Here is a 21,363-nt window from a genome sequence, read left to right as displayed (position 1 = left end):
TTGGATGCGCATTTTCTGGCCTTCGTTCATATTGCCGCAACTATACTCTGGTTGCGCGACTGTTAACACTTCCTAGTAGTTAGTGATTAGGAATGAGGAATTGTCATTGCGAGCAGCGCGAAGCAATCCGTCCTTTTCAGAGTCAGGCACGTTTTTCTACCAGAAAGCCCACGGCTGCGCTAATAAAGGCTTTTCGGGATAAATAGAGTTGGTCACGTTGCCTAGGACGGATTGCTTCGCGCTGCTCGCAATGATAATTCCTCATTCTTCTTGGCTCACCGCCTCTTCTATGGTTTGCCAGAGCAGGTGGGCGCTGTGGTCCCAGGAGTAGCGGCCGGCATTCTGGTAGCCCAGGTCGGTTAGCTCGGTGCGGCGGGCTTCGCTCTGGTGCAACTCGCTGAGGGCTTCGGCAATGGATTCCACCGAAAAGGGGTCTACCAGCCGGGCCGCGCCGCCGGCTACTTCGGGCAGGGAGCTGCAGTTGGAGGTGATGACAGGGCAGCCGCAGGCCTGGGCCTCAATTACGGGAATGCCAAAACCCTCAAAATATGGCACGTACACCGTAGCCTGCGCCGCCGCGTACAGCTGGGTGAGTTCTTCGTCGGTTACGCGGCCGGTCAGGTGCACATCGTGGCGGTGCTGCAGCTGCCGGTATACCTCGAAGATGGGCCCGGCCTGCCAGGCCGTGCGGCCCACCACCAGCAGCTTACTGTTAGCGCCGGTTTGCTGCTTGAAGGCGTCGAAGGCGCGCAGTAGGTTGAGCAGGTTTTTGCGCGGCTGCAACGCCCCCACAAACAGAAAATACGGCTTGCCGGCGCTGTACCGCTCCCGGGTAGCCAGCTGCACCTCCGCCGACTGGGGCCGAAAATGCGCATCGGCGGCGTTGGGCACCACCTTAATCTGCTCCCCGGCCAGGCCATAGGTAGCCATAATATCCTGGCGCGTGGCTTCCGACACGGCCACTACCCGCGCCGAGGCCCGGGCAAAGCGCGGGGTGAAGTACTGGTAGTAGCGGCGCGTGAGGCCATCCACATCCTGCGGAAAATGCTCGAAGGCCAGGTCATGGATAACGGTGACGCGGGGCACCCGGGTAGCCAGCGTGGTGTAGCCGTCGGGGCTGAGCAGCACGGCCGGGCGGTGGCGCAGCAGCCAGGAAGCCACCGCGCCCTCAAACCAGGCAAGCCAGAGTAGCGGGTGGCGGGCCGGCGGGTACAGCACGTGCGGCACCACGTTGGGCCCAAACACGTACCGCTCGTCGTAAGGCCGGTCGAAGAGGAAGTGGAACGTGTGCTCGGGATGCTGCTGCACCAGCCGCCGGAGCGTTTCGTAAGTGAAACGCCCGATGCCTTCCAGCTTGTCGCCGGGCAGCAGAAAACGGGTGTTGACGGCAATGTGCAAAATCGGTGACAGGTGACAGGTGACAGGTGACAGGTGACAAAGGTAGCGGCCTGTTGCGCTTACGCGGGACCATATCGACGTAAACGAAAATGGTACAGGAAACTGACGTAAAAAATCCTTCATCGAATCACCTGTCACCTGTCACCTGTTACCTGTCACCAGCTTCCTCACCTCGGCCACCTGCACCAGGCCCGTGAGCGGCAGCAACGCCACAAAGATGCCGCCCGCCAGCACCGACTCCAGAAGCCAGTGCAGCTGCAGGCCGCTTTGCAGGCCGTACCAGGCCGCGCACAGCAGCCCGAAGGTCAAAGCCAGCCGCCCCAGCCAAGCCCACGGCACCGCCACACCCGCCCGCCGGGCCACCAGCCACAGGTAGCCCCCGGACACAAACACGGCACACACGAGCGTGTTGATGGCGCCCGCCACCGCGCCCAGTCGGGGCAGCAGCAGCAGATTCAGCGTTACGTTCAGGACGATGCTGCCGGCCACCAGCCAGCTCACCGGCCGCTCATGGTTGGTGCTGGTGAGCAGGGTGCTGTAGATGGCGAAAAACGCGTGCACCAGCACATTCACGAACAGGATTTTCAGGCACAGCGTCATGCGGCTGACCTCGGCAGCAGTGCTGTGGGTGAACTGCCAGAACAGCACCTCACCCCGAAACAGCACGAACGCGCACACCAGCAGCAGCGGCACCGTTACTACCCGCTGCCCAAACCAGAGCAGCTCCCGCTGCTCTTCGCGCTGGCCGGTAGCCCGGGCAAACCGGGCAAAAAACAGCGGCAGCACCGTCCACAGAAACATCATCACGGTATCGACCCAGCGGTAAGCCGCGGCGTAGTAGCTGGCTTCGCGGGCCGAGTGCAGGCGCTCCAGCATCAGCATGTCGATGCGCTCATTGAGGCCATATACCAGCGTGATGAAGGCCAGCGGCAGACTGGCCTGCAGCACCGTGCGGGCGTGGTCCCAGCGCGGGCGCAGGCGCACCCGCCCGTGGAGCCGGGCAATGAGGGCAAACAGCACCACGAACGTGAAACCCGCCGCCAAAGCCCGCACGCCCACGTAGCCGGACAGGGTAATGCCGAAGGGCAGCAAGGCCAGCACCAGCCCCAGCAGCAGCACCTTCTCCACCACCGACAGCACGGCATCCGTTGCAAACCGCTGGTGGGCCTGCAGCACGCCCCGCAGAAACTGGGTGTACTGAGTGAGCAGCAGCCCTACGGCCGTGAGGGTGAGCAGGGTGAGCGTGGCACCCCGGTAGCCCAGCACCGAGCCCCAGGCCACGGTGCCGCCCAGAAACAGCACCTTCAGCCCGGCCTTCAAGGGCAGCAGCGTGGGGAAGTACTCGCCCAGAAACTCCGGGTTGGCAGCTACGCGCTTGGTGGTCAGCTGGGTGGTGCCCAGGTCCGACACCGCCGCCACAATGGTAGCCAGCGTGAACAGGGCCGTGAACGTGCCGTAGGCTACGTGGCCCAGGCGGTCCTGCACCAAGTTTTCCACTACTACCCAGCCCGGCTTCACCAGCAGGTTGAGGAGCACCACGAGGCTGATATTTCCGAAAAAGCGTTTGATACGGCCCGGGATGAAGTACAGGAAAGCCGGCAAAGCTACGAAAGTAGCCGCGCCCCGGCGCCCTGTGCCCCGTTTGCGCGGGGGATTTTCCCCTATATTTGTTCGGTTTTGGCTGAAGCGGGCGGGTTGTTTCCGTGCGTCACTGCTTTCGTGTTGTTATGCTGTCTCGGTATTCCCTGTTTGGCCTGTGGCCGCTGCTGTATCGTTGGAAATCCTGGCTGCTGGGTGCTGGTCTGCTGGCGTTGGCGGTAAGTGCCGTGGTATCGTTGCTGCTGCCCAACGAGTATGCCTCCACGGCGGTGTTTATTCCCAGCAACCCCGAAGCCATTGACCCCGACCGCACCCTAGCCGAAGGTGGCCGCCTCGACCCCGGGGCCCGCGCCGAAGACATTGACCGCGTCCTTACCATTGGCCAGTCGCAGCCGGTGGCAGAGGAGCTCATCCGGCGCTTCGACCTCTACAAGCACTACAAGGCCGGGAAGCCCGGCAACGACGAGGCCGACAACTACGTGCTCTACGAGTTCATGTCCAACCTCTCCCTGGTGCACAACGAGCGGGACGCCATTGAGCTGACTTTCCTGGATACCGACAAGCAGCTGGCGGCCCGGCTGGCCAACACCATGGTTGGCCTTATCGACTCCATCAACCAGCAGCTCACCGTAGAAAACCGCCGCAAGGTGCTGGATTTGCAGCGCACCCGCTACACCTACCTGAACAAGTCGTTTCAGACCACCCAGCAGGAAATTCTGAAAGCCCGGCGCCACTACGGCATCTACGGGCTGGAGGAGGAGTCGCGCTACCTAGCCCGGGAAGTTATCCGGGTGGAAGCCGCCCTGCGCCAAGCAGAGGGCAGCGGCGCCTCCGCTGCTACCGTAGCCGGCCTGCGCCGGGCGCTACGGGGCCTTACCGAGGCTAAAACCGGCAACCGCTTCAACCTAGAAAGCTACGCCCAGGGCCTGGACTCGGTGCAGATGATGGAAACCCGCATGAAGGACCTGGCCAACCGCATGGCCACGGCCCGCGGCGAATACGAATCGGCCGACATAGCCCTGAAAAGCCGGATTTCTTCCCTCTACATTGTGCAGCCGGCTCTGCCCGCCACCCGCAAAGCCCGGCCCATCCGCTGGCTGATTGTATTGGGCAGCGTAGCCGTTACGCTGGGGCTGTCGGTGGTGCTGATTGGGGTGCTGGAGTGGTACCGCGCGCCCCGGCCGCTGGCGCAGGCTGCCTGATGCTGCCCCGGCTGCCGCTTCTGCGCCGGACGCCCCCACCGGAGTTCCTGATCTTCGGCACGTTTGTGCTACTGCTGGTGGGCGGTGGCGCTTGGTGGCTGCTGCGCGGCGACGTGCGGGGCCTGCTGCCGGGCCTGGGGTTGCTGGCCGCCGCCATTGTGCTGCTCGACTGGCGGCTGGTGTTCTACCTGTTTCTGTTCACGCTGGGCTTTTCGCACGAGTTCCACCTGCCCGGTGGGCTGGCCATGGATGTGCCCTCGGAGCCCTTGATGCTGGTGCTGCTGGCCTGCGTGCCGCTGGCTTTGCTGTTTCGGCAGCAGAACCTTTCGGCGCGGGAGTTGCAGCACCCGCTGCTGTTGCTGCTGCTGCTACAACTGCTCTGGGCCGGTACGAGTACGCTCACATCGGTGGACACGGTGAAGTCCGTCAAGTTTCTGCTGGCCAAGCTGTGGTACCTGGTGCCATTCGTGCTGGGCACGCTGCTGCTTTTGCGCAAGCCGGCCCACCTGTGGCGCCTGAGCGGCGTTTACGCCCTGAGTGCCTGCATTACGGTAGTGTACACGGTCGTGCGGCATGCGGGCATGCGCTTCGGGTTCGATGCCATTCACCCGGCGCTCCAGCCCTTCTATCGCAACCACGTCATCTACGCCACGGTGCTGGCGCTGCTGCTGCCGTATGCGCTGTACGGGGCACGGGCGGTAACGCACTGGCGCGCCCGCCGGGCCTGGCGGGTGGCCGTAGTGGTGCTGCTGTTCGGCTTGCTTACTTCCTACACCCGCGCCTCATTTCTGTCGTTGCCGGCGGCGGCGGGGTTTTACCTGGTGCTGCGCTGGCGCCAGACGCGGCTGATGCTGGCAACCGTGGTCGTGGTCGCGGTGGCCGCGGCAAGCTACTTTGCCTACCAGAGCAACTTCATGCGCTACGCCCCGGATTTCGAGCAGACGGTCTTCAACGGCCACAACTTCGAAAAGCACTTGGAGGCCACCTATGAGCTCAAGGACGTGTCGGGCATGGAGCGGCTGTACCGCTGGGTGGCGGCGGCGCGCATGGCGCACGAAAAGCCCTGGCTGGGCAGCGGCCCCAGCACCTTCTACCCCGAGTATAAACGCTACACCGTCAAGGGGTTTCGCACCTACGTGAGCAACAACCCCGAGCACTCCACCACGCACAACTACTTCCTGCTGCTGCTGGCCGAGCAGGGCGTGCCGGGCTGCGGGCTGTTTCTGCTGGTGGTGGGCACGGCCCTGCTGATGGTGGAGCGCCTTTACCACCGCAGTGCCCGGCCCGAGCACCGCCAACTGGTGCTGGCCGCCGGACTATCGTTTTTCATTATCGTGTTTCATCTGCTGCTCAACGAGCTGGTCGAAGTCGATAAAATCGGGTCCTTCTTTTTCGTGGCCCTGGCCGCGCTGGTTCGGCTGGACGTGACCATTCCCACCGAAGTGCCCCAAGAGGCCTAGCCTGACTTGAGCTGCTGGTAGCCCAGGGGCCCACGCCTTCCGGTGAGGTTGCACTATAGCGAGATAGTGCCTCTACCCTGCTTCCAGGCTGCTTCTAGACTGCCTCTAGGCTTTAAGGCAGGTAGCGATATTATGACGATAGGCAGGAATTGGATGAAACCAAGCCTTGTCCAGACCTCAGCGCGACAATAAAAGCCAGTTGTGAATTTCCACAAAAGGTAATAAGGGCCGCAAGCCGCTGCCTCACAGAAAGAAGAAGACAGCCTTTGGCTGCATCGGTTCTCAGCCGATACCTTACTCACTGACACCAACCCACCGCCACTACTTGAACCGGCAGCTCAGGATGGTGATGTCGTCGGAGAAGTGGCTTCCTTTGGCGTTGAAGGCCTTGATTTCGGCCAGCAGCTCACTGTGCAGGCGCGTAAGTGGCAGGTAGCGGCCCCGGCGCAGGGCGGCCACCACGCCGGGTTCTCCAAACTCTTCCTGGGCTTCGTTGAAGACTTCGGTGAGGCCGTCGGTGTAGTTGAGCAGCAGGGTTTGCGGGGGCACGGTCACTTCGCCCACGCTCATCATGGGCAGGTCGTCCATCACGCCCAGCATGATGGTGCCTTCCTTGAGCAGCTTGATGGGGCCGTAGTCGGGCACCAGAATGGGGTCGTTGTGGCCGGCATTTACGTACTGCAGGCGGCGGGTGCTCCGGTCGTACACGCCAAAGAACACGGTGATGAACTTGTCGCCGCCGGAGTTGCGGAAGATCAGGTGGTTGAGCTCGTGCACGATGGTCGCTAGGTCCACTTTCTGCCGCACCAGGGTGCGCAGGCCCGCCTGAAAGTTCGACATCAGGAGCGAAGCTGCCACACCCTTGCCCGATACGTCGGCCACGCAGAACAGGAACCGCTCCGCATCAAGGCTTACCACATCGTAGTAGTCGCCGCCCACAGCGGTATGGGGCACATAGCTGGCATGCACGGCTACATGAGCGTCGTTGGGCAGCTTCTGCGGAAACAGCATGCTCTGCACCTCCTGGGCAATTTCTATTTCCTTGCGGATGGCGGCATCGGCCACGCGCTGGCGGGCCAGGCGCCGGTTCTGGATGGCGCCGAGCAGAATGTTGCTAAGCGTTTCCAGAAACTTGGTAGCCTCGCCCTGCCCGTAGTCTTCGTGCACACTCCCGATGAAGATGTAGGCCAGCACCTGTCCGTTCTGCACCACTGGGATGATGGTTTCGAGCAGTTCCCACTCCGGTCCCATTTCCAGGGTATGCACCGGGCAGGCCGCGTGCGTGCAGTTCTGGCGGGCCACCTCGGGCAGGGGTATGCCCCGGAAATCGGGCTGCCCCGCGCCGAAGGAAAGTACGCACTGCCACTGCTCCTCTTCGCGCACGTAGAGCACCAGCCGGCGGATGTTGAGCTGACCCAGCAGCGTGAACTGGAAAATCTTGTACAGCGAGTTTTCCGGAGAATCGAGGTTGATGGCCTGGGTGATTTCCAGCAGCGCGTTCAACTCCCGTTCCTTTAGAAAGAAGCGTTTCTCAAGTGAAATAAGGCGTTCGGTGGCGGGCATATGCAAAACAGACAGTGCGGCGGCAAGGTACTCAGCAGTTTCTAGTTTCTGGTTTAGAGTTGCTAGTTTCTGGTTGCTGGTTGGGCCATACCAATTCCCCGTCATGCTTCCTCTCTGCGCGTCACGCAAAATGTTCTGCGTGACGGCTGCTAATAACCAGCAACCAGAAACTCAGGAAACCAGCAACTCAGGAAGTCAACGGGGTTTTGGGGTCGTAGGCGTCGCGCAGGCCATTGCCCAGCAGGTTGAAGCTCAGTACCAGCAGGCTGATGGCCAGGCCCGGCAGCAGCGTGAGCCACAGCCCCGCCGTGGTGCCCAGCAGTTGAAATCCTTCGTTCACCATCAGCCCCCAAGAAGGCGCGGGCGGCTGCACGCCCAACCCCAGAAAGCTGAGGCCGGCTTCCAGCAGAATGGCCGCCGCGAAGTTGCTGGTGGCAATGACGATGAGCGGCCCCGTCATGTTGGGCAGTAGGTGGTGGGCAATCAGGCGGCTCTGCGGCAGCCCCAGCACGCGCCCGGCCTCCACAAACGTCTTTTCGCGCAAGCTCAGCATCTGCCCGCGCACCACCCGGGCCACGTCCACCCACATGGTCAGGCCCACGGCCACAAACGAAGTCCAGACGCCCTTGCTGTCGAGGGCCAGGGAAATGGCAATGACGAGCATGATGCCTGGAATGCTCCACACCACCGTCATCAGCCCCAGCAGCAGCGAATCGACCCAGCCGCCCACGTAGCCCGCCACGGCCCCGATGAGCATACCCAGCGCCAGGGAAATGAGCACCGCCACCAGCCCGATGCCCAGGCTCACGCGCGTACCCAGCAGCAGGCGGCTTAGCTCGTCGCGGCCGGCTTTGTCGGTGCCCAGCCAGTAGGTACGCTGGCTGATGCGCTCCTGCTCCACGATGCGGCGCAGCTCGGCGGTGGAGCCCGCCTGGCCGGCCACCTCGGCCAGGGAGTAGCTTTGGGCCTGGTCGGCGAGGGCGGAGTGATTCTGGTAGGGCGTGGTTTGCAGGGAGTCGCCGCGGAACGCGTAGCCGTCGATGGGCACCTCCCGGAAGCGCGGGGCGCGCCCCTGCCACCACGTCAGGAGCGGGTTATCGGCGGCAGCGCGGGCCGAGTCGGCAGACAGGGGCAGGCGCAGGATGGTAGCCCGAAAGCCAGGCGCCTCCTTTTGCAGCTGCACCAAGCTGTTGTTGGCCGAGGGCGAGTTGTCGGGCAGCACCCAGTAGCCCAGCACCGCCACCAGCGCGCACACCAGGATGAAGGCCAGCCCCGCCATAGCCGGACGGTTCTGGAGCAGGCGGCGGCGCACGTAGTAGCCGGGCGAGCGTACCGGCGCGGCCGTTGGCGCCCCCTGGGTAGCAACTGGGCTCACCGGGTGTTGTGCTGAAGCAGGCCTTCCTTCGAGGCCAGGTAGAACGCGTCGCGGCTGATGGCCCCGTACGAGGAGGGCTCGTAGGCCAGCTCGGTATCGGCATCGGGCCAGTAGAAGCGCACGAGACCCTGCTCCAGGAGGCTACGCAGGCCTTGGTCCAGCTCGGCGGCGGGCAGGCCGGTTTTCTGGGTCAGGTCCTGAAAGGAAGTCAGGAAGTACAGCTCGTCGAGGATATCGAATTCAGCGTCGGTCACGGCGGTCAGAAATGGGCGAAAACAAAGATAGGGCACCGGGCGCAAGCGGCAAGCCCGGTTACAAGACAGGGGCACTTCTGACAGCCTAAAATACAGCCTTTACCTCCCACCACCGGTTGTTGGATAGTATTGCACGCAAAAGCTGAGCAATAGCTGTACATTTCGGATAATACTTTGTGATTTCGCTGAATAACTGACCATGAGACACTTCTTCCCGACGCTGCTCTTGCTGGGCATTTCCTTTTCTACGCTGGCCCAAACGGGTGGGGTACGCATTGGCACAGCCGGCACGCCCGATGCCAAAGCCGCCCTCGACGTATCGGCCACCGACAAGGGCGTGCTGGTACCGCGCCTAACCCAGGCCCAGCGCACCGCCATTGCCGCGCCCGTGCCCGCGGGCCTACTGGTGTACCAGACCGACGGTACTACCGGCTTCTGGTACTACGAAGCCACGGCCGGCTGGACTTCCCTGAGCGCCGGCAGTAGCACCGGCGACAACTTGGGCAACCACTCGGCTACCCAGACTCTCAACCTGAACGCACAGCGCCTGCTAGGTACCGCCACCAACTCCCTAGGCGATTCCACCGCCCAGGTGGAGCTGAACGCCAACGTGGGCACGCAGAGCGCCGCGCTCATCACGCGCAGCAACTTCACGGCCCGCTACTCCCGCGTGATACTCTCGGGCTATGGTAAGCTACCCGACGGCACCTCCACGGCCAACGACTTCGGCATCTGGGCCACGGCCTACCGCGGCGGTGGCTGGGCCGGCTTTTTCTCGGCGGGTAGCACCACCACGCCCCTGCGCTGGGTGGGCATCTGCCAGAACCCGGGCTACAACAACACCGGCTCGGCTATTCGCATCGTCGATGGCACCCAAGGTGCGGGCAAGGTACTCACCTCCAACGCCCAGGGCTATGGCACCTGGCAGACGCCTACGGTTACGGCGGCCGGCGGCAACTTCAATCTGGGCCCTTACTACCTAGTGGGCAACGGCGGCAGCACGGGCCTGACCATCACCAGCGCGGGCTGGGTGGGCATCAATACCACCGCGGCGGCGGGTCTGCACGTGACAGTGGGTACCGGCGGCATCGGGGCCAACGGCGGGGCCGGGGCCTTGTTGAACGGGCTGGCAGGCAGCCCGCCCAACCTTGAGCTGCGCGGCAGTGGTACGGGCAGTAGCACCACGCCCTACGTCGACTTCGCTGAGGGCAACGATGTGGACTTCACCACGCGCCTCATCAGCCAAAGCGGTACCCTCACCGTAAACTACGGCGGCGCGGCCACTCAGCCCACATACCTCTTCAAGGTAAATGGAGGCCTGCAATGCACCACGCTCAACCAAACTTCCGACCAGCGTTTCAAGACCAACGTGCATCCGATTGGCAGCGCCCTGGCCTCGGTGCTGGCCCTGCGAGGAGTACGCTACGAGTGGAACGCGTTGGGCGTACGCCACGGCGGCACGGCCGGCGCCAAACAGGTGGGCCTGCTGGCCCAGGAGGTAGAGAAAATTTACCCCGAACTGGTAAGCACCGATGCCGAGGGCTATAAAGCCGTCAACTACGCCCAGCTCACCCCTGTGCTCATTGAGGCGATTAAAGAGCTGGCCGCGCGCAACCAGGCCTTAGAAGACCAACACCGACAAGACCAGGTCCAGGTAGCCAGCTTTGAGCAGCGCTTGCGGGCACTGGAAACCAATAATGGCCAGGCCCACAGATAAACAGGTGTAGGCGTACGCTTTTTCGTGCCCCAACCTTTTGTCGCAGTGTCCCCGTGGAGTGTATCTTTCCTAAGCATAAAAAAGCCCTGATAAGAGTCGGGGCTTTTTTAATTTAACCCACTCAGGCACCTCATCTACTCAGCACACAGGCCGCGACTTATAGCTCATCGGTTTCAACAGTGCAGTAGTTCGATGGTATTGGTTTCCGGGAGTTGCGCGGTGGATTTCACTAAGTACCCGACCACATACCGGTTGATTTACCACAGCCGGCTCCTTCTGCAGCAGGCCACCCAGCGTCAGCACGCACAGGCCGATGGCGCAGGCCACCATTGCCAGACTGGCTGGCATGACGACTTCCAACCAGTTCTTACTCATCGTATAGCCTTCGGTGGTACGTCCATGAAGTACGCTCCGGCTCTGCAGAGTTGCAAGAAAGCCCGGTGTTTTCTATTCGGCGGCCTCTATATCTTTAGTCCCTAGTTCTTCACCTGGCGGCCTTTCCACTCGTAGCCCCCGCGCAGCCCCAGCAAACCCACTAGCAAGGCATACGGCCCATAGGCCAGCTGCAACACCGGAACCCAAGCCAGCCAGCGCGGCCGCCCCAGAAACCGCAGCACCGGCCCCAGTAGCAGCCCGTCACCGAGCAGCTTCAGCAGCCAGGCGCCCATAATCCAGAGGCCATCCTGGGGGCGAAACCACCACAGCAGCGCCCCCAATGGGAACAGCAGGTTAGCCAGGAGCACCAGCACGGCCAGTTGCCGGGGCGCGGCCGTCTGGTAATGCTGCCATTTGCTGGCCCAGCGCACCCGTTGGGCCAAAAGTTGCCGCAGCGTAGGCTGGGCGGCCGTCCGGACGATAGCCTCGGGCGTTTTCAGAAAGCGGATACCTTCGGGGAACTGCTGGTGGAGCTTATGCAGCAAAAATTCGTCGTCGCCGCTGGCAATGGCTTCGTTGCCAGCGAAGCCCCGCACGGCCTCGAAGGCGTCGCGGCGGTAGGCCAGGTTGGCACCGTTGCACATGGTGGGCGCATTCAGCCCGATGGAAGCGGCCCCCACGCCTACCAATCCGGCCAGCTCTAGGCCTTGCAGCGTAGCCAGCCAGCCCCGGCTCGTAAGCAGCACCGGACCGCTGATAAACTGCACGGCGGGCTCGGCCTGTGCTACGGCGGCGTAGGCGCGCACCCAGCCGGCGGGCACGCGGCAGTCGGCGTCGGTGAGCAGCAGCCAGGGGGCACGGGCGGCGGCAATGGCGGCGGCAATGGCGGCTTTTTTGCCGGTAGGCTGCGTGGGGTTGTCGGACAGGCGCAGCAGGCGGAGTGGGAACGGCGCGGCCGCAGCAGCCTGGGCTACCAGCGCCGCGGTAGTATCGGTGGAGTGGTCGTCCACAATCAGCACTTCAAACCCACCGAGTACTGACTGCTGCCGGGCCAGATCGGCCAGTAGATCGGGCAGCGTGGCCACTTCGTTGCGGGCCGCAATGAGGATGGAAAACGCCGGGCTGGCAGCAGAAGCTAGCCCAGATGCAGGGCTTGGCTCAACGGCAGTTGCGTATACCACCGGCAGGCGCTGCCAGGCCCGGCGGAAGCGGACCATCTGCTCCAGGTAAGCAGTGGCCAGGCCTGCGCCCAGCAGCGTGAACAGGCTCATCATGGGGCAGTGGGTTGACGCTTCCGAAACACCCGCAGCCGCAGCACGAACAGCAGCCCGGCGGCACTGGGCAAGGCAATGTTGATGACCCACAAGCTGAGGCTGGCGCTGAGCACGGGCAGCACCGGCTCGCCCAGCAGCCCAAACAGGTGCGTGGCCGACAGCTCCCGCACTCCTACATCGGCCAGAGCATTAAGTGAGGGCACCAGCGACTTGAGCAGCAACGTGCCCGCAATGGCCGCTAGGGCCGGCCCTACGGCCGGCCGGGCCCCGTAAGCATAGAGTAGCAGCCCGAATTGCAGGCAGAACACGGCGTAGCGCAGGCCCGCCCCGGCCAGCACCGCCGAAAGCAGTCGGGCCGGATATGTAGGCATTACGGCCAGATAGCGCCGGAAGCGTCGTAGCGGCCGCACTGCCGTGAACAGGCTTAGCAGCAGGCGGCTGCGGTAAAGCGGCACCAGCACGGCCGCGTTCAGCAGCAGTACGGCCACCAACACGCCCAGCTTGGTGGCAGCGTACCCGGGCAGGTAAAATCGAAACAAGAAGTACATAAGGCCCAGGGAGCCGGCTACCACCGTGGCCACCAGCTGGCAGTAGCGCCCCAGAAACACCGCCCCCAGGGCGTCGAGGCGGCGGCTTTTGAGCTCGATGATGCGGCCGGCGTAGTCGCCCACGCGGTTGGGGGTTACAAAACCCAGGGTGAGGCCCACCAGTACTGCTCGGAAGGCCCGCCGAAACGATACCGGCTCCAGGTGCCGGGCCAGCCGCCACCACTTCCAGGCTTCCAGGCCCCAGTTGACGGGTACCAGCGCCAAAGCCAGCAGCACGGGGCCACGCCCGGCGCCGGCCAGGGCCGTGTGTAGCAGCTGGCGCCAAGCAGCGGCCGTGGCAGCATCGGCCACTACCGAGTGATACAGCAACGCCAGCGTGAGCCCGGTGATGAGCAGCTTGCCCAGAATCACCCAGAAGCGCCGGCGGCTTGCGGGTTCTTCGGGCTTTCGTGCGTAGTTTTGGGGCTTGGGCTGGGGCAAAACGGCGGGTTGTTGCGTAACTTCGGCAAGTTAGCCGTTAGCTTCTGGCTGTTGGCTACCAGACCCTCCGCCTGCCGGTTTTCTTGTTTGATCCAGCCAACCGCCGGTAGCCCGCCGCTAACAGCTTTCTTCTATGATTCTGCCCCTTGCCTCTTCCTCTGAGCTGCTGCCCAAAGTCATCATGGGCGTAGACCCCGGCACCCAGATTATGGGCTACGCCGTGATTGAGGTGCGGGGCCAGCAGGTGACCGTGCTGTGCTACGACGTCATTGACATGAAGAAAATAGGCAGCAACCACGCCCTCAAGCTCAAGCGGATTTTTGAGCGGATGCTGGAGCTGATTGACGAGTTTCTGCCCGATGAGCTGGCTATTGAAGCGCCGTTTTTTGGGGTGAATGTGCAGAGCATGCTCAAACTGGGGCGGGCCCAGGGCGTGGCTATTGCCGCTTGCCTGTCGCGCCAGATTCCGTACGTGGAGTATGCGCCCACTAAGGTCAAGCAGGCCGTAACGGGCTCTGGCAATGCTACCAAAGAACAGGTGGCGCACATGCTGCGCCAGACGCTGCGGCTGCCCCCCATTGAGGAAGCGTCCAAGTTTCTGGATGCCACCGATGCCCTGGGCGTGGCCCTCTGCCACCACTACCAGAAAGGCAACAACGTGAAGGCCGGCGGCAAAAGCTGGGGCAAGTTCCTGGCCGACAACCCCGACAAGCTGGCCGCCCCAGTAGCCGGCAAGAAGCTGGCCGCCGCCCGCAAAAAGCCAGCGGCGTAGAGGAGGCGTAGGCCAGTGTTGCTAAGTGCTACTGCCAATAAATCAGAAAGAAAAAACCAGTCAGGTACAGCCATAGCAACGAAAACACCACATGAATAGTGGTTTCAAACCGCTTGCCTCGCCATAGCTCTGCGGAATAGCCGAAGAACTGCACGACCAGGCGCACCAGCCAGAAAACACTCAGACCCAGCGCCACGCCGTGCCCTAAACGGGTATGCAGCAGGTCCGAAGCGTAGCCTAGGCATAAAAGCCCCATGAGCAGGACCACCAGGGCAATGAAGAGCGTATGCACGTACATCATCTGCCGGTTGATTAAGCTCAACGGCTTCAGTTCCCCCGCCCAATTAAAGTAGCGGGGAAAGCCGGCGTGCAGCCCGGCCAGCAGTAGCAGCAAGGCCCCGATGAGTTTAAGCTGCAGTTCCATCGGGCTGCAAGGTGAAAGCCGAAACGAACGGCGTTATTTTCTTTTCCTGCAGTAGCCTGAATCCAGCCTGCCGGAACGCTCTCAGCCAGGTAGCACGGGAGTAAAAATGCAGAAAGCCGATGGTATAGGCCATAAAATTAGCTGGGTCGCGCAGGTGCTCCACTATTACCAGCTTGCCCTGAGGCTGGAGGACGCGCCGGAGTTCCGCGAGAAAGATTTCACGTTGGGCTGGTTGCCGTATCTCATGGGCAGATAACAAAACGAATACCCCGTCGGCGGAAGCCTTTGTCAGGGGCAGCGCGTGCGGTTGGACAGGCTCGGTTCCCGGAAACGGCGCGCAGGCTGCCCGTGCCCGCCGGATGGATACTTCGGTATGCACTGTCGGGTTGTAGAAGTCAAAAACCCGCAGGGTTGCCCGGGGGGTACTTCTCATGCAGCAGCTGGCTGGTTTCATCAAACCCAGCGTGAATGTTTACAATCGTCGCTGGTATAGAAGCCTCCTCTATTGTCAGCCAGTTAAATGAATACAAACCGGAGTAGTCGTAAACGTAGTAGGAAACCAGCAGCGAAACCACCACAGGTACGCTAATCAGCGCTACAAGCGCCAACGCATAGGGCCGCACGCCTGAATGTAAGCCGGCCGCTACCAGCAGCAGTGACACGGTCCCAGCCGCAAGGGCGTAGAAATGCCAATTGAACCGAACGATGTTCCAGACGCCCTCGGCCGGCTTTCTCATGCGCGCCATTGTTCAGACCGGCCTTTTTTCCAGCTGTAAGGAATGTTCTCCATCGTAAACGCGCTGGCTAAATGCAACTCACTTAAGGAGAGATGGGCCAGAAAACCTACGTGCGCCTGCTCCACCTGCACGGGTCTGGGGTGCCACGCCTCCCGCACTCCTTCCACGATAATGACCTCTTGAGTTGCGGGCACATAAGAAAAGGTAAACGGTAAAGGGCCGGCAAACCGCTGGGCTTGTTGCCAGCTCCCGAACGGTGATGCATCTGGTAGCCCTACCTCTTCCGGCAGCAGGCTGACCTGAATGGCTAATTCGGCTCGCCGCGAAGCAAACTCAAGCGACGTTTCCGTGGCCGTATACGCAATATCAATGGTGCTGTAGCGGTAGGCCGTGAGCAGATTCCCCAACCACTGCATTTGCCGCTTATCGGTTTCGGATTTGAGAATGTAGAGGCCGCGTAGCCGCTTGCCGGCGGGGGTAGTATAGCGCACAAATACCCGGTATCCAATCAGAAAAAAGCTTTGGCCCAACCACGCAGGCAGCCCTTTGGGCCGCAGGTTACGGGTTTGCACCAATGCGGCCGCCACAAATCCCCACGTGTCGTCCAGCGTATCGGGAGTGAGGCACTCTGGCAGCAGGCGCTTCAACTCGTCAGCGGGTGCTGCATACGTGAGCACCGTCGTTCGGGCCAGCAGTGCCTCCACGGCAAAAGGATGATGCGTGAGTTTAGAGGCCATTTTACTTATGCTTATATGCCCCAGCCGATAACCGAAAACCGTAATAATACAGCAGCAACGCAAACAAGCCCGCAAAGACCAGATTCCAGCCGTGCCAGAGCAGCAAGTCGGCCGCCAGGTGGTATTCCAGTACGTTCATTGTCAGCACCAGCCCTATCTGGGTAGCAGTGTTCAGCTTTACCCAGCGCTTGCTTAGCACCCAAATAGCCATACCGATTTCGGCCAAGCCAATCAGCTTGGTGATGGGCGCGGCATACGTAGCGCCTAGGATGCGGCTCACAATAGCCTCGTGGCGCGGCACCAGGTTCATCACCTTACACAGCATCCCATTAACTAGCCATACCGCTACTATACCGTACCTAAGCCCGTGCCGAAACTGCTCTAGTAGCCCCATTAGCTCCCACTACACTTCAATCTCCCCGCGCAAATACGTGACGGCGTGGCCGCTCATCAGCACCCGGTCGTCGCGCAGCTCGCACCACAGGTCGCCGCCCCGGGCCGAAACCTGGCGGGCGTGCAGATGAGTTTTGCCGAGGCGGGCAGCCCAGTACGGCACCAGCGTGGTGTGCGCCGAACCCGTCACCGGGTCTTCGGGCACGCCTACGCGGGGACCAAAGAACCGGGATACAAAGTCAACCCCATCCGAGCCTGGGGCCGTGGCAATAACGGCGCGGTACTCTACTTTGATAAGGTGGGCCATATCGGGGCGCAGGGCCCGCACCTCGTCCTCGCTACCAAACACGCACACCAAGTCGGGGCCGGCCAGCAGCTGCAGGGGCGTGGCCCGCAGGCCGTCGAGCAGCCCCTCGGGGTGCAGGCTGATGGGCTGCGGGGGCCGGGCCGGGAAGTCCAGGGTCAGACGGCCGGCTTCGGCCCGGCTTACCCGCAGCGGGCCGCTCTGGCTATGAAACACGATTTCCGGGCCCGCGAAACCCCGGTGCTGGTAGAGTACGTGGGCCGAAGCCAGTGTAGCGTGGCCGCATAGCTCTACCTCCACCGTGGGCGTAAACCAGCGGATTTCAAACTCAGGCCCGCTGCGCGGCACGAAAAAGGCCGTTTCGGCCAGGTTGTTTTCGGCAGCTATGGCCTGCATGGTTTCAGCGGGCAGCCACTCCGCGAGCGGGCACACAGCGGCGGGGTTGCCGGCAAACAGGGTATCGGTAAAGGCGTCGACCTGGTAGAGCGGGAGTTGCATAGGCGCGGGGAAAGAGCTACAATGGGGCAGGATGGCTGCCGGCAGCCGAAGCTACGGCGCCCGCTATTTCTTTCCTAGCTGCGCCGGCCTAGCGCCCAGCTCTGAAATATATTTTTTCTTCACGCAACCGCCGCCCGGCCACCCCGGTCATGGGGCAGAACGCTAGCGTAAATACATCTACTACTTTTTTATTTATCTGCCAATGGCTGATACGATTGACGCTCTACTTGAAGGATGCCGCCGCAATCAGCCAGCAGCCCAAAGAGCCTTATACGAGCGGCTGGGCTACCAGCTGATGGGCGTGTGCCTGCGCTACTGCCCTACCCGCGAAGAGGCGGAAGACGCGCTGCAGCTCACGTTCGTCAAACTATTTACCCGCCTGGAGCAATACCGCGGCCAGGGGCCCTTCGAGGCCTGGGCCCGGCGTATTGCCGTCACCACGGCCCTGAACGCCTACCACCAGCACCGGCAGCGGGGCCAGCAGGTGGAAGCCGAAGAAGCCCTGGACCTGGCTCACCCCGATGGCACTCCCTTCGACCAGATGTCGGCTGAGGAGCTCGTACAGATGATCGGCCAGCTGCCCCTGGGCTACCGTACCGTTCTCAACCTGTACGCCATTGAGGGCTACAGCCACGCCGAGATTAGCACGCTGCTGGGCATCTCGGAAGGTACCAGCAAATCACAACTGTCGCGGGCACGTCGTCTTCTCGAAGAGCGGCTGTTCGTGTTAGCCTCTACAACTCACGGTAATGACTGAACAAGAATCGGAACAATTCTACAACGATCTGCGCCACAAGCTGCACGATTTCGGCAGCCCTGTGCCCGAGGCCGTCTGGTCCGGGATTCAGCAACAGCTACCCAAGCCCAAAAACCGGCGCCGATGGCCGGTCCTGTTGCTTTTGCTGATCGGCAGCTTCGTTATCTACGAAGGAGTAGTGCCTTCCTCCATGCTGCGCACGGGCCTGGCCGGGCCATCCGGGCCAGAAGCGGTGTCGGTAGCGAAAGTAGGACATGCCCGGCAGGCTGATGAAACGTCGGATCTGGCAGGTGCCCGGGCTGCCGGCGCGCCCGGAGTTACTGCGGGTTCCGAGGCAGGCCAGACAGCCGGCAGTCAGACAGCCAGCCACGAGCTAGCCTCCGCTAGCTTGAAAAGCGCTGATGGATCTGGCGTGGCCGGCAACCTGGCAGCAGTGCCTACCCGCAAGGTGCGGCCAACCCTGCTGCCCCTTGCGGGCCGCACGCGCAAACCGGTGCCTGGCGAAGAAACGGGGGAAGAATCCGACGCATCCCGGCGTAGCGTGGCATCTACCTCTACCCGCCGCAAAAAAGCGGGACTGGTGGCCCTGGCAGCTACCGTGAATGGCCGCCGCAGCCGCACCGGTTCCCGGCCTTCCCGGAACTCAGGCACTCTAGATGCTGCAACGCGGGAAGCGTCGCTGGGCCACAGCCTTGCCGGCAGCTCCAACAAAGCCGCGCGCCGGCGCGCCGGGCGTTCCGGGCAACTGGGCTGGGCGGCAGGCGCGGCCAACAGCGCAGCGGCCGGCAAGCGCCGGGAAGCTACCGGGAAAACCAAGCCCGTCAAAATCAGCTACGAGCCCATTGCGCTCCGTCACATGCAGGCGCCCGACCTGACGCCGGAGGAGCCGGAAGTACACAAAAAGCGCCGCCCCCGGGTGAAACGCTCCCGCAAAGACATCATCCTGCGCGGCTTTGGTGTGGAACTGCTGGGTGGTTCCGGCATTTCCTACCGCACGCTCGGCGGCTCGCCTACCCAGCTAGAAAAGCTGGAAAGGCCCGGCACCAGCTTCTCGGGTCGCGTAGGCGTCACGTATGCCCTCAACCGGTTGCTGACCGCTTCGGCGGGCGTGGGTTACTCGGAGTACGCTACTTCGCTCGACTACATGCTGCGCAAGACTTCCCAGGAAACGGCCACGCGGGTTTCCTTCCGCGACGTGCACCGCTATTTCATTATTCCGGTGCAGGCCCGCTACCGGCTGGCCGGCAACCACCGCTGGAGTGTGGGCTCGATGGGCGGGGCCACCGTGGCTTTGCGCACCGGCTCGCGCACCACGGAGGGCAGTGCCTGTGCCTGCACACAGCAGGAATGGGCGCCCGGCGTGTCCTCGCCTTATAGGTCCAGCAGCCTGCTGCTCACGGCGGGGGCCTTTGCCAACTACCAGACCGCACTGGGCCAGTGGCTGAGCGTGCGGCCCCAGGCCCAGTACTTCCTCACCTCCATCACCAACCCCGCTCAATCGAAAGCGCCGCGCCGCCCCTGGAACCTGGGCGTGGAAGTGGGCATGAGCTGGGAGCTGAACCCGCGCAAAAAATAATTATTCCCTTGTCTAGGCTTCTCTTTTTGATATGAAACTGACCTACCAACAAGTTTTTGGAGCGGCTTTGCTGCTGGCCGTTCTGGCCGGGTGCGAGCTTACTCCCAGCGTGCTAATCTGCGAGGACGGTCCTCCCCCACCCCCGGTACTCACGACGCCCGCTACCATCCAGGACATACCCAGTAAGCTGGGGCCGCCCGTGCAGCAGTTCACTTACGATCCTACCCGGGAAAACGTCTTTACCGGCAGCCAGGGCACCGTTATTCAGGTTTCGCCCAATGCTTTTGTGACCGAGAACGGGCAGCCGGTTACCGGCCCGGTACACCTGGAAATGCGGGAGGTTTTCAGCAAGGCGGATATGGTTCTGTCGGCTATGCCTACCATCAGCAACGGGCAGCCGCTGGAATCGGCCGGGGAATTTTACCTGGCCCCGCAGGAAAAGGTAAAGTGGGCTGACAAAGCCTCCGTCAGGTTCAGCGCGGCCATTCCCGCCTCCGTTACCTCTATGAATGGGATGCAGCTGTTTGTGGGTACTACGCCCGGCATGGGCTCTACCGACTGCTTTCACTGGCAGCCCGTTGATAGCTCGGCGCTGACCACGGATGGGCAAACCGCTTCGGGCCGGGTAAGCGGGGCGGTGCTCAACGCCGGCTACGACTGGATCAATTTCGACCGGTTTCTGCCCGATGCCCCGAAAGACACCATCATTGCCAACATCGTGGGGGAAGAGGTAGATCTGGCCAAGAATACCATGGCCTACATCCTGTTTCACTCCGACAACACCGCTTTCAAGTTCTGCGAATACGCGGGCCCAGGCAAAATCAAGAGCCCGGGCATTCCGCTGGGAAGCGAAGTCAGCATTGTCATCATCCGCACGCTGAACGGGAAGCTGTACTACAACCGCCAGAAGACCGTGGTTAATGGCCGCGTCAACGTTGAGCCCGCGCTATTGGAAATAACCCCAAACGCGCTGGTCGACTCCTTGAAGATTATAAAATAAAAACCCCTTATAGTCCAGCCGACAACCGCTATTCTACCAATAAAAGCCCCTGGCAATTTCCCTTCCGTGTGCCGGAAAGGAATTGCCAGGGGCTTTTATCTGAAGGCGCTACGGATTTATTTCTCGGCTTTAGCCTTGCTGTTGGTTGATTTCGCAGCAGCGGTTACATCGTCAGGTAGCTGCATATCCACCTGCTCTTCCAGCACTTTCTCGGCGTACTGCTCGTGCTCATCCTGGGCATGCTCGGCGGCGGTTTTGGTGCCGTAGATGTGCTCCAGCTCCTGAATCAGGTCGTCTTCAACTTTCAGATCCTTCAGCAAGCCTTCCTTGATATCGTAGACGAGGCCGTGCAGACGAGGCGGGTTTTCGCGCTTGCGGGCATTCTGGATGATGCTGGTTTTGGCCAGGTTGCGCACCTGCTCTACTACATTCAGCTCCACGAGGCGGCGCAGGCGGGCATCTTCGTCGGTGATGCGCAGCAGCTCGGTTTCGTGCACCCGGATAACGTCGCGGATGTTGGTGAGCCAGTTGTCGATAAGGCCGTACTGCTTGTTGCTGGCTGCTGCTGCCACTCCACCGCAGCCGTAGTGGCCTACTACCATAATATCCTGTACGCCTAGCACTTCCACCGCGTATTGCAGCACTGAAAGCAGGTTAAAATCGGTATTCACCACCATGTTGGCAATGTTGCGGTGGGTGAACATTTCGCCCGGGCCGGTGCCGGTGATGGCGCTACCGGGCACGCGGGAATCGGAGCACCCGATGAACAGGTAACGGGGCTTCTGGCCATCGGCCAGCCGGTTGAAAAAGTCCGGATCGGAGGTGCGCATGGTTTTCACCCACTTGCGGTTGTTGTCCAGGATGGATTCGATGCCTTGCATACAGGGAAAAGGGAAACGGTAGGAAGAAAAAGCGGGTGG

At 62.0% G+C, this 21,363-nt stretch carries 21 protein-coding genes; 7 read left to right on the top strand and 14 right to left on the bottom strand.

Annotated features, from left to right (window positions below; genetic code table 11):
• Nucleotides 1–261: 261 nt before the first annotated feature.
• Nucleotides 262–1,398 (bottom strand): glycosyltransferase family 4 protein, encoded by a 1,137-nt coding sequence (locus I5L79_RS20540; RefSeq protein ID WP_196956954.1) that lies wholly within the window; start codon nt 1,396–1,398, stop codon nt 262–264.
• A gap of 141 nt (nt 1,399–1,539) precedes the next feature.
• Nucleotides 1,540–3,000, bottom strand: coding sequence for an oligosaccharide flippase family protein (locus I5L79_RS20535; protein WP_196956953.1), 1,461 nt, complete (start codon nt 2,998–3,000; stop codon nt 1,540–1,542).
• Between the two features lie 125 nt (nt 3,001–3,125).
• Between I5L79_RS20535 and I5L79_RS20530 the strand changes: the two genes are divergently transcribed.
• Both I5L79_RS20530 and I5L79_RS20525 read left to right on the top strand, forming a co-directional pair.
• Complete coding sequence (locus I5L79_RS20530; RefSeq protein WP_196956952.1) at nt 3,126–4,199, top strand: GumC domain-containing protein; 1,074 nt, start codon at nt 3,126–3,128, stop codon at nt 4,197–4,199.
• Nucleotides 4,199–5,659, top strand: a complete 1,461-nt coding sequence (locus tag I5L79_RS20525) for an O-antigen ligase family protein (protein ID WP_196956951.1) — start codon at nt 4,199–4,201, stop codon at nt 5,657–5,659. The genes I5L79_RS20530 and I5L79_RS20525 overlap by 1 nt, the downstream gene beginning before the upstream one ends.
• A gap of 321 nt (nt 5,660–5,980) precedes the next feature.
• On the opposite strand, the gene I5L79_RS20520 is transcribed toward I5L79_RS20525, so the two are convergent.
• The 3 genes from I5L79_RS20520 to I5L79_RS20510 all read right to left on the bottom strand — a co-directional run bounded on the left by I5L79_RS20520 (nt 5,981) and on the right by I5L79_RS20510 (nt 8,851).
• Nucleotides 5,981–7,222 carry a PP2C family protein-serine/threonine phosphatase gene (locus I5L79_RS20520; protein WP_196956950.1) on the bottom strand — a complete coding sequence of 414 codons (1,242 nt, stop codon included), beginning with the start codon at nt 7,220–7,222 and terminating at the stop codon, nt 5,981–5,983.
• 187 nt (nt 7,223–7,409) lie between these two features.
• Nucleotides 7,410–8,597, bottom strand: a complete 1,188-nt coding sequence (locus I5L79_RS20515; RefSeq protein WP_196956949.1) for an ABC transporter permease — start codon at nt 8,595–8,597, stop codon at nt 7,410–7,412.
• Entirely contained in the window at nt 8,594–8,851 is a 258-nt protein-coding gene (locus I5L79_RS20510) for a hypothetical protein (RefSeq protein WP_196956948.1), read from the bottom strand. Before I5L79_RS20510 ends, I5L79_RS20515 begins: the two co-directional genes overlap by 4 nt.
• 199 nt (nt 8,852–9,050) lie before the next feature.
• On the opposite strand from I5L79_RS20510, the gene I5L79_RS20505 reads away from it, so the two are divergent.
• Nucleotides 9,051–10,568 (top strand): tail fiber domain-containing protein, encoded by a 1,518-nt coding sequence (locus I5L79_RS20505; RefSeq protein WP_196956947.1) that lies wholly within the window; start codon nt 9,051–9,053, stop codon nt 10,566–10,568.
• A gap of 476 nt (nt 10,569–11,044) precedes the next feature.
• Here the strand turns inward: I5L79_RS20505 and I5L79_RS20500 are convergent, their stop codons facing one another.
• Both I5L79_RS20500 and I5L79_RS20495 read right to left on the bottom strand, forming a co-directional pair.
• Nucleotides 11,045–12,217, bottom strand: a complete 1,173-nt coding sequence (locus I5L79_RS20500; protein WP_196956946.1) for a glycosyltransferase — start codon at nt 12,215–12,217, stop codon at nt 11,045–11,047.
• Nucleotides 12,214–13,245: a lysylphosphatidylglycerol synthase transmembrane domain-containing protein gene (locus I5L79_RS20495; RefSeq protein WP_196956945.1), complete on the bottom strand. Its 1,032-nt coding sequence runs from the start codon at nt 13,243–13,245 to the stop codon at nt 12,214–12,216. Before I5L79_RS20495 ends, I5L79_RS20500 begins: the two co-directional genes overlap by 4 nt.
• Nucleotides 13,246–13,378: 133 nt before the next feature.
• Between I5L79_RS20495 and ruvC the strand changes: the two genes are divergently transcribed.
• Entirely contained in the window at nt 13,379–14,017 is a 639-nt protein-coding gene (ruvC, locus tag I5L79_RS20490) for a crossover junction endodeoxyribonuclease RuvC (RefSeq protein WP_196956944.1), read from the top strand.
• 28 nt (nt 14,018–14,045) lie between these two features.
• Here ruvC and I5L79_RS20485 read toward each other — a convergent pair whose 3' ends face one another.
• From I5L79_RS20485 to I5L79_RS20460, 6 genes are read right to left on the bottom strand one after another with little or no spacing between them, the layout of a single operon-like run.
• The gene (locus tag I5L79_RS20485; protein ID WP_196956943.1) at nt 14,046–14,441 is read right to left on the bottom strand and encodes a hypothetical protein; all 396 of its coding nucleotides are present in this window, start codon (nt 14,439–14,441) and stop codon (nt 14,046–14,048) included.
• Nucleotides 14,425–14,874 carry a class I SAM-dependent methyltransferase gene (locus tag I5L79_RS20480; protein WP_196956942.1) on the bottom strand — a complete coding sequence of 150 codons (450 nt, stop codon included), beginning with the start codon at nt 14,872–14,874 and terminating at the stop codon, nt 14,425–14,427. Before I5L79_RS20480 ends, I5L79_RS20485 begins: the two co-directional genes overlap by 17 nt.
• Nucleotides 14,837–15,178, bottom strand: coding sequence for a hypothetical protein (locus I5L79_RS20475; RefSeq protein WP_196956941.1), 342 nt, complete (start codon nt 15,176–15,178; stop codon nt 14,837–14,839). The genes I5L79_RS20480 and I5L79_RS20475 overlap by 38 nt, the downstream gene beginning before the upstream one ends.
• Nucleotides 15,175–15,915: a DUF2071 domain-containing protein gene (locus I5L79_RS20470; RefSeq protein WP_196956940.1), complete on the bottom strand. Its 741-nt coding sequence runs from the start codon at nt 15,913–15,915 to the stop codon at nt 15,175–15,177. The genes I5L79_RS20475 and I5L79_RS20470 overlap by 4 nt, the downstream gene beginning before the upstream one ends.
• Before the next feature lies 1 nt (nt 15,916).
• The gene (locus tag I5L79_RS20465) at nt 15,917–16,309 is read right to left on the bottom strand and encodes a DoxX-like family protein (RefSeq protein WP_196956939.1); all 393 of its coding nucleotides are present in this window, start codon (nt 16,307–16,309) and stop codon (nt 15,917–15,919) included.
• Nucleotides 16,310–16,318: 9 nt separating this feature from the next.
• The gene (locus tag I5L79_RS20460) at nt 16,319–17,110 is read right to left on the bottom strand and encodes a PhzF family phenazine biosynthesis protein (RefSeq protein WP_196956938.1); all 792 of its coding nucleotides are present in this window, start codon (nt 17,108–17,110) and stop codon (nt 16,319–16,321) included.
• 202 nt (nt 17,111–17,312) lie between these two features.
• Between I5L79_RS20460 and I5L79_RS20455 the strand changes: the two genes are divergently transcribed.
• The 3 genes from I5L79_RS20455 to I5L79_RS20445 are packed head-to-tail and all read left to right on the top strand — an operon-like array spanning nt 17,313 to nt 20,443.
• Nucleotides 17,313–17,867, top strand: a complete 555-nt coding sequence (locus I5L79_RS20455) for an RNA polymerase sigma factor (RefSeq protein ID WP_196956937.1) — start codon at nt 17,313–17,315, stop codon at nt 17,865–17,867.
• Nucleotides 17,860–19,443 (top strand): porin family protein, encoded by a 1,584-nt coding sequence (locus I5L79_RS20450; protein WP_196956936.1) that lies wholly within the window; start codon nt 17,860–17,862, stop codon nt 19,441–19,443. The genes I5L79_RS20455 and I5L79_RS20450 overlap by 8 nt, the downstream gene beginning before the upstream one ends.
• A gap of 31 nt (nt 19,444–19,474) precedes the next feature.
• Nucleotides 19,475–20,443: a hypothetical protein gene (locus tag I5L79_RS20445; protein ID WP_196956935.1), complete on the top strand. Its 969-nt coding sequence runs from the start codon at nt 19,475–19,477 to the stop codon at nt 20,441–20,443.
• Between the two features lie 116 nt (nt 20,444–20,559).
• Here I5L79_RS20445 and I5L79_RS20440 read toward each other — a convergent pair whose 3' ends face one another.
• Nucleotides 20,560–21,324, bottom strand: a complete 765-nt coding sequence (locus I5L79_RS20440; RefSeq protein ID WP_196956934.1) for a carbonic anhydrase — start codon at nt 21,322–21,324, stop codon at nt 20,560–20,562.
• Nucleotides 21,325–21,363: the final 39 nt, after the last annotated feature.

It is taken from the genome of Hymenobacter guriensis (genome assembly GCF_015773195.1).
Classification (GTDB): Bacteria; Bacteroidota; Bacteroidia; order Cytophagales; family Hymenobacteraceae; genus Hymenobacter; species Hymenobacter guriensis.
Note: the sequence above shows the minus strand (reverse complement) of the source record. Positions and strands in the feature narration are given on the sequence as shown.